This window comes from Nocardia brasiliensis NBRC 14402 (assembly GCF_000308475.2).
Classification (GTDB): domain Bacteria; phylum Actinomycetota; class Actinomycetes; order Mycobacteriales; family Mycobacteriaceae; genus Nocardia; species Nocardia brasiliensis.
This window is the reverse complement of the sequence record NZ_BAFT02000042.1, coordinates 1-12,910: the sequence shown is the minus strand read 5'-3', so window position 1 is coordinate 12,910 and position 12,910 is coordinate 1. Positions and strand designations below refer to the sequence as shown.

The following is a 12,910-nucleotide window of genomic DNA, read 5'->3' as shown; positions in this document are numbered from 1 at the left end:
CGCCTCAGCCGAAGCAGTTGCCTTCGCCGCGATAGGTGGGCACGGTGGTGCGGGTGCCGTCGGCGTCGACGAGATGGATCCGATCGAAGCGTTCGCAGAGTTCGCCCGCTTTGGCGTGCCGGAACCAGACCCGGTCGCCGATCCGGAGTTCCGCGGCGCCGGCGAGCGGGGTCTGCACCTCGCCGGTGCCTTCGGCGCCGAGCAGCTTCAATCCCATGGGCCACACCGGCTTCGGCGCGCGCGACGGTCCGGTGGGACCGGAGGCGATGTAGCCGCCCGCGAAAACCGTGGCGATCGACGGAGTCGGCCGGCGCAGCACCGAGGTGGCGAAGAACAGCGCCGGGTGCGGCGTGAACGAACGGTAGTGGTCGAACAGCGTCGGCACGTAGAGCCCCGAGCCCGCGGTCACCTCGGTGACATCCGGGTCCGCGATGCTGACCTCGATGGAACCCGTACCGCCGCTGTTCACGATCTCCAGCTTGCCGGTCACCGACCGCACCGCGTCGAGTACTCGGCCACGGCGCTTGGTGATTTCGGCCGCCGACGCCCGTTTCATCAGGCGCACCGCGACATTCGTGTCGGGCAGGCCCGCGATCTGCGCCTCGTAGGTCATCACGCCGACCACGTCGAAGCCACGGCGCAGGGCTTCGGCCGCCAGCGCGGCGGCCTGTTCGGGGGTGCGAATCGGTGAGCGCCGCACACCCATGTGCACCGGGCCGAGCCGCAGGGAGGCGTCGACATCGATGCAGACGCGCGGGCGCACCCGGTCGGTGCCGAGCGCGGCCCGGATGAGTGCCAGCTGAGCGACATCGTCGATCATCAGCGTGATCGAGTCGCGGAGGGTGTCGTCGGCGGCGAGTTCGGCCAGCGCGGCGCGATCGACGGTCGGATAGCCGAGCAGCACGTCGCGCGCGCCGCGACCGACCAGCCAGATGGCCTCGGGCAGCGAGTAGGACATGATGCCCGCGAACCCACCGGCGGCGGTGAGGTCGGCGCCGAGTACCTCTTCGAGTACGGCGCGGCAGCGGACGGATTTGCTGGCGACTCGGATCGGGACGCCGCGGGCGCGTTGCACCAGGGCGGCGGCGTTCGCGCGCAGCGTGGCCAGATCGAGGGCGGCCAGCGGGGGATCGAGCTCGGCGGTGGCCGCGTGCAGACGCGCGAAGGGTGTCGGGGCGCTCACGAAACCCACTCAACCACCAAACTGGTCAGGCGTCCAGTATCTAGACTTCGGCGGCCCTGGTGGCCAGGCTGCTCACGAGATCGTCGAGCACTACCAGCATTGTTTCGTCATTGCAGTCGGCGAGCCAGCGCAACACGGTGCCCTGCAGCACCGAAACGGCGTAGGCGGCGATGGCCTCCACCGGTTCCAGCCACTGCGCGCCCGAGCGGTCGGCGCACAGCTGCAGGAAAGCGGCCACCTCGGTGTCCATCTCGCGGTACACCGCCGTCGCGGCCGGGTCGGCGAGGCAATCGGTCTGCGTATCCCAGCGCTCGCGCAGCGTCTGCACCGTCGCTTCGTAAGCGCGGACCTGCTTGCACGGTGCGGCCTTCACCAGCGGCCAGTACGCGCTCACACCGGCGTGCAACAGCACCCGCAGCGCGCGTACACCGGAATGGTCCAGTGAGGCGGCCGCCTTTTCGACGGCCTCGCAGATGGTCGGCCGTAGCCGTACCTCCGCTATGTCTCCACGTACGCTCAACGACGACTCCCTCGGCGAAAAGAACTCGCGCACCCTCGTCGGCGCGACTCGCTGAACATGGCGGGCACTCCGCTGGAAATCCCAGGCTGCCCGGTCCAACGTTCATCAATGGTAGAGGGTTTTCGGGGTTTAAGAACAGGTTCAGTGGGGAATTCCAGACTGAAAGAATGTTTTGTTACCCAAACGGAATCGTAGGGGTACCCCGCTGCCCTGCGCCGAAAACCTTCTCTCGGGGTTACTCCCAGCCCTGCCCGGCCGGAAAGCAGACCGTTGTCTACTGTACTGGCGGGTACACGTGAGACCCGGCAGCTGTGGCCGATCACACAGGTGAACGGCACAAAACGGTCACCATCCCGTGCGAAACCCGATCCGGGAACGACACCCACGCGACCCCGGCGGGCCGATAGCCTGAATCGGTGACTCTCTCGCCGCCTGCCGACCAGTACTTCATCTCCGGCACCTTCAATTTCCGCGACCTGGGCGGACTGCGCACCGTCGACGGCGCCAAGGTGCGCCCGGGCGTGCTGCTGCGCTCGGCCCAGCTCACCGGACTCGACGAGGTCGGCCTGGCCACCCTGCGCGACCTGCGCGTCAGCGATGTGCACGACCTGCGCGGTGAGCGCGAGATCGACCACATCGGCCACGACCGGGTGCCCGAGGACGTGCGGGTGACCGTCACGCCGTTCGACTCGCGGATGGCCGAGGCGCCCCCGCATCACGCCACCCCCGATTCGGCCTTCCGGCACATGCTCGAGGTCTATCGGATGTTCCCGGCGCTGCCCGAGGCGCACGCCGCGATCACCGCCATCGCCGAGTCGATCGTGCGCGGTGACGGCGCCGTGCTCGTGCACTGCGCCGCGGGTAAGGACCGCACCGGCTGGGCCGTGGCCACGCTGCTGCGCGCGGTCGGCGTGACCGAGGCCGATGTGCAGGCCGACTACCGGCTGAGCAACGGCGCCATCCCCGCGCTGCGCGCCATGATGACCACGAAACTGCTTGCCGGGGAGGAACTTTCGGTGGACTTGCTGGGTGTTCGCGACGAATACCTGAATATCGCGACCAACTCGATGCATGAACTGCACGGCGACGTGGACACCTACCTGACGACCGCGGGGATCACGCCGGAACTGCGCACCCGGCTGCGCGACCGAATGCTGGAGTGAGGCGGGTTCATTCGTCCTGGACCGCGCCGCGGCGCACCAGTCCGTCCGCATCGATGGTGACCTGATCGCCGGTGTGGAACCAGGTTCCGGTGAAGCGGGCCGCGGTGGTCGTCGGGTCGTTCCAGTAACGCGGCGTGACGTTCGGACCGCGACAGAGCAGCTCCCCGTGACCCGCCTCGGCCCGCGGACCGTACAGCGCCAATTCCGTACCGCCGAACGGGAATCCGAGCACCGCGTCGGCATCGGCCGCGGCCAGCGAATCGTCCAGGGCGAGGCCGATGCCGCTGGTCTCGGTGGCGCCCCACACCGACCACTGCCGCGCGGCCGGGAACATGGCACCTAATTCGGCGGCCAGATCGGCGGGGGTCGCCGGCGTGGCCGCGCGCTCGGCGCGATGGCCGGCCTTGCTGATCCGGGCGATATCGCCGGTGTCCAAGCCGTCGGCCCGCAGCGCGGCCAGCTCGGGCAGCAGCCCCGCGAAAATTCGCGGCGTCGCCGACACCATGTCGATCCGCTCGGCCACAATGGCTTCCGCGAGCCCGCGGCAGTCCCTGGCCAGCACGACGGTCCCGCCGACCGCGAAAGTGGGCAGGAGCTGGTCGACGCATCCGCTGGCGTGCGCCAGCGGCAGCAAGACCAGATTGCGCAGGCCGTCAGTCGGCAGATCGAGGGCCGACACCACCGAACGTATTGCCGAGAGCAGGTTTTCGTTGGTCAGCTCCACACCCTTGGGCGCGGTGGCCGTACACAGCGGGGTCCCGCTGGTGTAGCTGAGCAAGGCCAGATCACCCAGGGCCGCACCGTCATCGATGAAGGCGGCCCCGTCGGGCAGGTCCGCGCCGCGGGCGATATCGCGGCCGAGCACGAAATCCGCACTGCTGTCGGCGATCACCTGCTCGGCCACCGCCTCGGGCAGGCCGTCGTGCACCAGCACCGGCACCGCACCGCTCAGCAGCGCGCCGAGAAAGGCCTGCACCCAGCGCACGCCCGCGGGCATGTGCACCGCGACCCGGTCGCCGTAGCCGATGCCGTGCTCTTGCAGCCCGCCCGCGATCCGCGAGGCCGAGTGCCACAGCTCGCGGTAGGTCATCCGCGGGCCACCGATCTCGACCACGGCCTCGCGGGTGGAGAAGGCGTGCACCTGTAGATCGAGCAACTCGGTGAGCGCGGGGGTCAGATTGCCGTAGCGCAACACGCCGTCGGCGCCGCGCGCCAACGGCGTATCGCGCGCATGCGGACGGGACAGGGGGTATTCGACGAGCAACTGCGACATCCGTCCTCCGCACGCCTCGAGTCAGCAGGCATTGCGACTATATGATGCGCGTCACAATTTCGCGGCGATAGGCGATGAACGTGTCCTGCTTGTCACCCCCTACCGGTCACCGCCCGGTGTAGGTCGCCTTGCCCGGCCCGACCTCGAGGAAGCTGCGCACCGCGCCCTTCAGGTCGGCGGTGTCGAACAACGCGCCCGAAACCTCGGGGGTCACCGAATCTGCATGGGCCACACCGCCGGAACGCCACGCCTCGATGATCTTCTTGGTCGCGGCGTGTGCGACGGTCGGGCCCTGGGCCAGCCGGTGCGTCAATTCCTTTGCCGCCGTGTCGACGTCGTCGTGCACCGCGTTCACCACGCCCCACTCGGCCATGGTCGCCGCGTCGTACAGGTCGCCGGTCATCACGAATTCCCGCGCACGCCCGGAGCCGGCCCGCTCGGCCAGCCGCTGCGGGCCACCCATCGAGGGGGTCAGTCCGACAACGGTTTCCACCAGCCCGAACTTCGCCTTCGGCGCGGCCAGGATGATGTCGCAGGCCAGCGCGATCTCGAAGGCGGCGGTCAGGGTCAGCCCGTGCGCGGCGAACACCACCGGGCACGGCAGCGCCTCGAGCGGATGGATGATCTGCGCGAACAGGGTGCGCCACAGTTCCGCGCCCTGCTCGATCGACAACCCGTCGAAGACGTGCACATCGACACCGCCGGACACCACCTTGCCCTCGGCGCGCAGCAGCACCGCGCGTGGCGGGTTCGCCGCGAGGTCGGCGATGTCCGCGATCAGGGCGTCGAGCATGGCCTGATCGAAGAGGTTCAGCGGCGGATGGGCCAGCGTCAGCGTGGCCACCTCCGCGCCGCCGTCGGTGCTCTGCCGTTCCAGGCGCGTGGCCTTCGTGTCTGTCATGCCCTGAGCCTAAGACCAGAATCTGCCAGACTGTTCGGGTGACCAAGTCGGTGGAAAACGGTTCCTACGTCGAACCAGGCGAGTTCAAGCGGGATACGAACTACATCACCACCCGGATCACGGCCGACGGCCGCGACAGCTACCCGGTCGAGCCGGGCCGCTACCGGCTGGTGGCGGCACGGGCCTGCCCCTGGGCGAACCGGACGCTGATCGTGCGCAGGCTGCTCGGTCTCGAGGACGCGCTGTCGCTCGGGCTGTGCGGCCCGACGCACGACAAGCTGAGCTGGACCTTCGATCTCGATCCCGGCGGGGTGGATCCGGTGCTCGGCATCCCCCGGCTGCGTGATGCCTACCTGGCCCGGTTCCCCGACTATCCGCGCGGCATCACCGTGCCCGCCGTGGTGGACGTGCCGACCGGGCAGGTGGTCACCAACGACTACGCGCAGATCACCCTGGACTTCTCCACCGAGTGGACCGCGTTCCACCGCGACGGCGCGCCCCAGCTGTATCCCGAAGCGCTGCGCGCGGAGATCGACGAGGTGAATCTCGCGGTGTTCCGCGACGTCAACAACGGGGTGTACCGCTGCGGCTTCGCGGGCGCGCAGGACGCCTACGAGACCGCCTACGACCGGCTCTTCGCCCGCCTGGACTGGCTCACCGAACGGCTTGCGGCACAACGCTATCTGGTCGGTGACACGATCACCGAGGCCGACGTGCGGCTGTTCACCACGCTGGTCCGGTTCGACCCGGTCTATCACGGGCACTTCAAATGCAATCGGTCCAAGCTGTGCGAGATGCCGGTGCTGTGGGCCTACGCGCGCGACCTCTACCAAACCCCGGGATTCGGCGACACCATCGACTTCGCGCAGATCAAGGAGCACTACTACGTGGTGCACCGCGATATCAACCCGACCGGCATCGTGCCGAAGGGACCGGACCTGGCGAACTGGCTGACCCCGCACGGCCGGGAAGCGTTGGGCGGGCGTCCCTTCGGCGACGGCACCCCGCCGCCCCCGCCCGCGCCGGCCGAACAGGTGCCCGCGGGACACCAGCCGAACTGACCGGGCGCATCGGATCGGCTGGAACCGATCCGGCTGGGTACATCGTTGTCATGACGAGCTGAGGACTGTGGCCGCGGCGTCCGGCGGGCCGATCCGCCGGTGCCCTACAGTTTCAACCAGCAGACTGGAAGAGGAGGGTGCCGCCGATGTTCAAAGGCGCGTTCGAGAAGACGGTGGTTCAGCTGCTCGATACGGGGTCTCGCCTGCAGGCCCCCGCGGTCGCCAAGTATGTCGATCGGATCCGGCGCGCCCATCCCGACGAAACCCCGGCGCAGGTCATCGCACGGCTGGAGAACCAGTACCTGCTCGCGGTGACCGGCAGCGGCGGCGCCGTCGGCGCGACGGCCGCGGTGCCCGGCGTCGGCACGGTCGCGGCGGTCGCCGCGGTCAGCGCCGAGACCACGTTCTTCATGGAGGTCTCCGCCCTGTTCACGCTCGCGGTGGCGGCGGTGCACGGCATCTCGCCCGACGACAAGGAACAGCGCAGGGCCCTGGTGCTCGCCGTCGTGCTGGGCGAGGGCGGCATGGAGATCGTGCAGAAGACCGTCGGCACCTCGGCCAAGAACTGGGGCACGGTGTTCGCGAACCGGATCCCCGGCCTCTCCTCCATGAACGACTCGCTGCTCAAGCGTTTCATCATCCGCTTCATCACCCGGCGCGCCGCGCTGATGGCGGGCAAGGTGGTGCCCGCGGGCATCGGCGCGGTGATCGGCGGGGTCGGCAACCGCGCCATGGGCAAATCCACGATCCAGAACGCGCGCAAGGCCTTCGGGCCCGCACCGGTGGTCTGGCCCGCCGACCGGCACCTGGTCATCGACGCCGACCCGCTCACCGCGATCGACCCGATCAAGCCGCAACCGCCGACGACGCCGCGGTGAGCGCCGTGCGCCCCCTCGCGTTCTCCGTACGCGCGCTGACCAAGCGGTACGGGCTGGTCGCTGCGGTCGAGAACGTGAGCTTCACCGTCCCGTCGGGCAGCACCGCCGCGCTGGTCGGCCCGCGCGGCGCGGGCAAGTCGACCATCGTCCGCATCCTGCTCGGATTGTTGGAGCCGACCTCGGGGACCGCATCGATCGGTAGGCCCGGCACGCACCGGTCCGCCGAAGGCGCGAGTTCCGCGCAGATCGTCGGCGGCGTCCTGGCACCGCGCGGGATACATCCCGGCCGGACCGCCCGCGATCACCTGTGGGTGTATGCCGCGGCCGTCGGCGTGCCGGACGCGCGGGTCTACGAGGTGCTCGACCTGGTCGGCCTCGGCACGGAAGCCGGGACCAAAGGTGCGGCGCTGTCGGCTGGGCAGCAGACCCGGCTGGCCTTGGCGACCGCCCTGCTCGCCGACCCGCCGCTGCTGGTCCTCGACGAGCCGATGGACGGCCTCGACGCGGCGGAACGCGGTTGGCTGCAAGACTTTCTGCGCCGGCACGCCACCCGTGGCGGCAGTGCCGTGGTGACGAGCGAGAGCCTGGCCGCGGTGCTGCCGGGCGCCGACGAGGTGCTCGTGCTGAACGCGGGCACGGTGGTCTACGAGGGCAGCCCGGCCCGGTTGCGGCGCGGGCACCCCGACCGGCTGGTGGTCGCCGCGTCCACCCCGATCGCACTGGCCACCACACTGGCCGCCCGTGGTTTCACCGACGCCGTGATCCGTCCCGACGGCAGGCTCGCCGTCGCCGAGGCCACCGAAACCGAGATCCGGGACGCGGCCGCGGCGGCGCAGGTGCGGCTGGACAGTGTCGTCCCCGACCTGATCCACCCCGACCGGGTGCTCGCCTCGTTGACCAGACCGCCGACCCCGGCGCCCGCCCACTACCCGGGCCTGTCCGGTACCGCGGCTCCCGCCCCGCCGATGCCCTACGGGATTCCACGATGATCATCACCCTGCCGCCCGACCTCGTCCCGTCCGTCAACTCCGAGGTGCGCAAGGTCGTCACGGCCGGGCCGAACCGGATCCTGGCGGGCCTGCCCCTGGCGCTCACGTTGATCGCGACCGTGGCCACCGCCCTGCTGGCGGGCAAGCCGGATCCCAAGGGCGAACCCGTCACCGGCGCCGCGACCAACGGGCTCTACCTCGGCCTCGCCGCGGTCGCGCTGGCCGCCGTGGTGTTCGGGGCGCTCGGCAGCGGCGCGGAATTCCGCCACCACTCGATGCCGGTGACCGCGCTGTTCAGCACGGACCGCGACCGGCTCGCCGTCGCGAAACTGGTCGTCACCGGCGGGTGCGCGGCGCTCACCGCCCTGGCCGTGGAAGTGGTCGCGCTCGCGGCGCTGTTCGGCTTCGGGCGTGGCAAATTCCAGGCCGGTCTCGACTTGTTCGCGGTACTCGGCGGCGGGCTGCTCGCCGCGATCTGCTGGTCCCTGATCGGCGCCGGACTCGGGTTGCTGCTGCGCTCGTCGTCCACGGCGCTGCTCGCGGTGTTCGGCTGGCTGATCATCGTCGAACCGTTGATCTGGGTGGTCGCGCACAGCCTCGGCATCGACGGATTCGTCACGCTGCTGCCGGGCTCGGCCACCATCAGCACCATCGCCATCGGCTCCTTCGCCGACAACCCCTTCCTCGCCCCCGGACCGGTCGGGGTGGTGGTTCTGCTGCTGTGGACCGCGGGCCTCGCCGGCGCGGGCTGGTGGGCGCTGCGCACGCGCGACCTCTGAGCCCGCCGGGGAACAACGACGTGTCGGTAGGCGTCATTACCGTGGATGGTTATGGGCGGGGTTGTCGAAGCGAAACAACACACCGGGTCCGCTGAGCGCACGCCCGGTGGTCCCGGCTGGATTCGCCGGCTGTGGGCGGAGAGCCGGACCCACCCGGGCACCCTCGCCGGTCTCGCGGTCACGATGCTGGCCGGCGCCGCGGTGGAGATCACCGCCCCGCTGCTGACCAAGCGCGCGGTGGACGCCGCCGGTCACGGCGCCACCGCCGTCATCGGAATCGTCGCCTTGCTGCTGCTCCTGGTCGCCGCCGCACGATTCGCCGCCGGATTCGGCCGCCGCCTGCTCGCGGGGAAACTCTCGCTGGACGTGCAACATTCGCTGCGGGTCGATCTGCTCGCCTCGCTGCAACGGCTGGACGGCACCGGCCAGGACGCGATCCGCACCGGCCAGGTGGTGTCGCGCTCGATCACTGACCTGCAACTGGTGCAGGGCTTGCTCGCGATGGCGCCGCTGTCGGGCATGGCGGTGCTGCAATTCCTGCTGGCCGCGGTGGTGATGGTGTGGTTGTCGCCGCCGCTGGCCGCGGTGGCGCTGCTCGTGGTGCCCGCGATCGGGCTGGTCGCGTACCGGGTGCGGCCGCGGCTCTACGCGGCGACCTGGTCCGCGCAGCAGCGCGCCGCCGACGTCGCCCAGCACGTCGAGGAGACCGTCACCGGTGTCCGGGTGGTCAAAGGGTTCGGGCAGGAAGCCCGCATGGTCGACGTGCTCGAAAAGCACAGTCGCACCCTGTATGCCGAACGGATGCGCGCGGCCCGGATCGATTCCCGGTTCGCCCCGACTGTGGCGGCCATTCCGCAACTCGGCATGGTCGGCGTGATCGTGCTCGGCGGCTACCTCGCGCTGCACGGCTCGATCGGGATCGGCACCTTCGTCGCGTTCGCCGCCTACGTCGCCACCATGACGGCGACCGCCCGGATCATGTCCGGCGCCCTGGTGCTCGCACAGCTCACCCGCGCCGCCGCCGAACGCGTCTACCAGGTGATCGACACCGCGCCGGTGGTCACCGATCCCCCCGCGCCCGCGCCGCTGCCGGACGGTCCGCTCGGCATCGAGATCGACTCGCTCACTTTCGGTTTCGATCCGGAACGGCCGGTGCTGCGGGAACTCGACCTGACCGTGCGTCCCGGCGAGACCGTGGCGATCATCGGCCCCGCCGGTTCCGGGAAGACCACGCTGTCACTGCTGTTGCCGCGCTTCTACGCGCCGGATGCGGGCAGTATTCGGCTCTTCGGCGAATCCGCCACGGACGCTGCGCCTTCCACCGTCGGCGGGATCGATATCGCCGAGGTCAGCGCGTCCGAGCTGCGCGGCGCGATCGGCGTCGTGTTCGACGATCCGTTCCTGTTCTCCGACACCATCGCCGCCAACATCGCGCTCGGCCGTCCGGACGCCACCGACACCGAGATCCGGGCCGCCGCGAAATCCGCTGCGGCCGATGACTTCATCACCGAACTCCCGGACGGCTACGACACCGTCGTCGGCGAACGCGGCCTCACCCTGTCCGGCGGGCAGCGCCAGCGCATCGCACTGGCCCGGGCGCTGCTGGCCCGCCCGCGCATCCTCGTCCTGGACGACGCGACCTCCGCGGTGGACGCGATCACCGAAGCCGCGATCTTCGACACCCTGCCCGATCAGGACGGGCGGACCACCCTGATCCTGGCGCACCGGGAATCCACCCTGACCCATGCGGATCGGGTCATCCGGCTGCCCGGACCCGCTGGGTACCAACCCATTACGCACGAGGCGGGCGCGCGGGCCGGTGCCGGCGCGGCCGCGACGACCTTCGCCGCCGCGGCCGCGGACCTCAGCGAAACCCCGGAGCTGCGGCGCGATATCGCGCTGCTGCCGCCCGCCGCCGAGCAGCCGCAACTCGACGAACAGCGGCTGCGGCAACCGGATCCGCGCTTCCGGCTGGCCCGGCTGCTGCGGCCGGTCCGCTGGCTGATCGCCGCCACCCTCGCGCTGCTGGCCCTGGACGCGCTGATCGGCGTGGGCTTCCCGCCGATCGTGCGGCACGCCATCGACGCGGGCGTCGGCAAGGCCGATACGAGTGCGCTCGGCGTCGCCGCGGTGCTCGGCGTGCTGCTCGTCGCGGCCGGGTGGACGATCGGGGCGGCCTCGACGCTGATCACCGCGCGCACCGGCGAACGGATGCTGTACGGGCTGCGCATCCGCAGCTACGCGCACCTGCAGCGCCTCGGGCTCGACTACTACGAGCGCGAACTGTCCGGCCGCATCATGACGCGGATGACGACCGACCTGGACTCGCTGTCCACGTTCCTGCAGACCGGTTTGGCCACCACCCTGGTGGGCGGGCTGACCTTCGCCGGGATCGCGGTCGCGCTGCTGGTCATCGATGTGTCGCTGGGCGCGGTGGTGCTGCTCGTCACGCTGCCGCCGCTGGTGCTGGCCACCGTGCTGTTCCGCCGGTACGCGTCCACGGCCTACACCGTGTCCCGGGAGAACGTCTCGACCGTCAACGCCGACTTCCAGGAGAACGTCGCGGGATTGCGTGCGGTGCAGGCCAATCGGCACGAGCCCGCCGCGGCCCGCCGCTACGCCGAGTACTCCGATCGCTATCGGCACAGCCGGATGCGGGCCCAGCGTCTGATCGCGTTGTATTTCCCGTACGTCACGGCGTGGTCGGACGTCGCGCTCGCCGTGGTGATCTTCGTCGGGGCACGCGAGGTGGCGAACGGGACCACCACGGCGGGCACCCTGATCGCCTTCGTGCTGTATCTGGAACTGCTCTTCGCGCCGGTGCTGGCGCTCTCGCAGGTGTTCGACGGCTATCAGCAGGCCCGGGTCGGCCTGCGCCGGATCGGCGAGTTGCTGCGCACGCCGTCCTCGCTGACCGCCGACCCGCCGGACTCGGTGCCGATCGAGCGCCTGCGCGGCGAGGTCGCCGTCACCGACGTCGGATTCCACTACCCGGGCAGCGAGGTCCGCGCCCTCGACGGGGTGTCGCTGGAAATCCCGGCCGGTTCGACGCTCGCGCTCGTCGGCCCCACCGGCGCGGGCAAGTCGACCATCGTCAAGCTGCTCGCCCGCCTCTACGACATCCCCGCCGACGGCACCGGCGCGATCACCGTCGACGCGGTGGACATCCGCGACTACCGGCTCGCCGACTATCGCGGCCGCCTCGGCATCGTGCCGCAGGAAGCCCACCTCTTCAGCGGTGACATCGCGAGCAACATCGCGTTCGGCCGGCCCGACGCGACCGAGACCGAAATCGCCGAAGCGGCGGCCGCGGTCGGCGCCGCCGACATGATCGCCGCGCTCCCCCTCGGCATGCGCCAGCCGGTCGGCGAACGCGGCCGCGGTCTGTCCGCGGGCCAGCGGCAACTGATCGCGCTGGCCCGGGCCGAGCTGGTGCGACCGGATCTGCTGCTGCTCGACGAGGCGACGGCGACCCTGGACCCGGACACCGAGGCGGCGGTGCTGGCCGCGAGCCGATCGCTGACCCGGGGCCGGACCACGGTGCTCGTCGCGCACCGGCTCGGCACGGCCGCGCGCGCCGATCGGATCGCCGTCGTCGAGCACGGGCGGATCGCCGAAATCGGCACCCACGCCGAGCTCCTGACCGCCGCCGGACCATATTCCCGACTGTGGTCGGCGGCACGTGCGAGCGAGGGAATATTCTCGGTGGACGACAAGTCGTCCTCTATGAGGTGAGGTTTGCCGGGTGGTCAGTCGCTCCGTCGGTTTGCTGCTGGGCCTATCCTCAGATAGGGCGCATCGGCGCGCATCGCTGATGCTGACCATTTCGAGCGACCTGCAAGCAGTCGCACGGATGCCGGGCACGTCACAAACGTCGCAGCGCGAAGAACGAAATGAGGCGAACACCTGCTGTGAGCAGCTCAACTTCCCAGTTCGGACAGAACCAGTGGCTAGTCGATGAGATGTATCAAAAGTTCAAGCAAGATCCATCTTCGGTCGATGAGAGTTGGCACGAGTTCCTCGCCGATTACACGCCCGAAGCTACTGGTGATTCCGGTAACAGCCAGGCCGCTCCGGCCGCGGCCGCACCCGCGCAGGCGCCGACCCCGGCTCCGGCTCCCGCGTCGGTGAACTCGGCCCCGAAGGCCGCCGCGCCCGCACCG

At 70.3% G+C, this 12,910-nt stretch carries 11 protein-coding genes; 7 read left to right on the top strand and 4 right to left on the bottom strand.

The window, feature by feature from the left end:
- Positions 1 to 4 precede the first annotated feature (4 nt).
- Together TY25_RS13145 and TY25_RS13140 are read right to left on the bottom strand one after the other, a co-directional pair.
- Positions 5 to 1,183 (bottom strand): amino acid deaminase/aldolase, encoded by a 1,179-nt coding sequence (locus TY25_RS13145; protein ID WP_042256234.1) that lies wholly within the window; start codon positions 1,181 to 1,183, stop codon positions 5 to 7.
- Between the two features lie 40 nt (positions 1,184 to 1,223).
- Positions 1,224 to 1,703, bottom strand: a complete 480-nt coding sequence (locus TY25_RS13140) for a hypothetical protein (RefSeq protein WP_042256226.1) — start codon at positions 1,701 to 1,703, stop codon at positions 1,224 to 1,226.
- Between the two features lie 416 nt (positions 1,704 to 2,119).
- Between TY25_RS13140 and TY25_RS13135 the strand changes: the two genes are divergently transcribed.
- Entirely contained in the window at positions 2,120 to 2,866 is a 747-nt protein-coding gene (locus tag TY25_RS13135; protein WP_042256225.1) for a tyrosine-protein phosphatase, read from the top strand.
- A gap of 7 nt (positions 2,867 to 2,873) precedes the next feature.
- Here the strand turns inward: TY25_RS13135 and TY25_RS13130 are convergent, their stop codons facing one another.
- Positions 2,874 to 4,139: a class I adenylate-forming enzyme family protein gene (locus TY25_RS13130; protein ID WP_042256224.1), complete on the bottom strand. Its 1,266-nt coding sequence runs from the start codon at positions 4,137 to 4,139 to the stop codon at positions 2,874 to 2,876.
- A 106-nt stretch (positions 4,140 to 4,245) separates the two neighbouring features.
- Positions 4,246 to 5,040: an enoyl-CoA hydratase/isomerase family protein gene (locus TY25_RS13125; RefSeq protein WP_042256223.1), complete on the bottom strand. Its 795-nt coding sequence runs from the start codon at positions 5,038 to 5,040 to the stop codon at positions 4,246 to 4,248.
- 38 nt (positions 5,041 to 5,078) lie between these two features.
- Here TY25_RS13125 and TY25_RS13120 point away from each other — a divergent pair, with 38 nt between their 5' ends.
- The 6 genes from TY25_RS13120 to TY25_RS41615 all read left to right on the top strand — a co-directional run.
- Entirely contained in the window at positions 5,079 to 6,101 is a 1,023-nt protein-coding gene (locus TY25_RS13120) for a glutathione S-transferase family protein (protein ID WP_042256222.1), read from the top strand.
- Between the two features lie 146 nt (positions 6,102 to 6,247).
- A complete protein-coding gene (locus TY25_RS13115) occupies positions 6,248 to 6,979 on the top strand; it encodes a hypothetical protein (RefSeq protein ID WP_042256221.1) in 732 nt (243 codons plus the stop codon).
- Positions 6,976 to 7,968, top strand: a complete 993-nt coding sequence (locus TY25_RS13110) for an ATP-binding cassette domain-containing protein (RefSeq protein ID WP_042256220.1) — start codon at positions 6,976 to 6,978, stop codon at positions 7,966 to 7,968. Before TY25_RS13115 ends, TY25_RS13110 begins: the two co-directional genes overlap by 4 nt.
- Positions 7,965 to 8,747: an ABC transporter permease gene (locus tag TY25_RS13105; RefSeq protein WP_042256219.1), complete on the top strand. Its 783-nt coding sequence runs from the start codon at positions 7,965 to 7,967 to the stop codon at positions 8,745 to 8,747. Before TY25_RS13110 ends, TY25_RS13105 begins: the two co-directional genes overlap by 4 nt.
- 51 nt (positions 8,748 to 8,798) lie before the next feature.
- Entirely contained in the window at positions 8,799 to 12,482 is a 3,684-nt protein-coding gene (locus TY25_RS13100) for an ABC transporter ATP-binding protein (RefSeq protein WP_042256218.1), read from the top strand.
- 176 nt (positions 12,483 to 12,658) lie between these two features.
- Positions 12,659 to 12,910 (top strand): 2-oxoglutarate dehydrogenase E1 subunit family protein (locus TY25_RS41615; RefSeq protein ID WP_174484634.1); only part of this gene is annotated, 252 nt, incomplete at its 3' end.

Bases quoted from the DNA above. Each gene is read 5' to 3' on its own strand.
- TY25_RS13105 (WP_042256219.1), top strand. From the start codon at position 7,965: ATGATCATCACCCTGCCGCCCGACCTCGTCCCGTCCGTCAACTCCGAG.
- TY25_RS13115 (WP_042256221.1), top strand. From the start codon at position 6,248: ATGTTCAAAGGCGCGTTCGAGAAGACGGTGGTTCAGCTGCTCGATACG.
- TY25_RS13130 (WP_042256224.1), bottom strand. From the start codon at position 4,139: ATGTCGCAGTTGCTCGTCGAATACCCCCTGTCCCGTCCGCATGCGCGC.
- TY25_RS13125 (WP_042256223.1), bottom strand. From the start codon at position 5,040: ATGACAGACACGAAGGCCACGCGCCTGGAACGGCAGAGCACCGACGGC.
- TY25_RS13100 (WP_042256218.1), top strand. From the start codon at position 8,799: ATGGGCGGGGTTGTCGAAGCGAAACAACACACCGGGTCCGCTGAGCGC.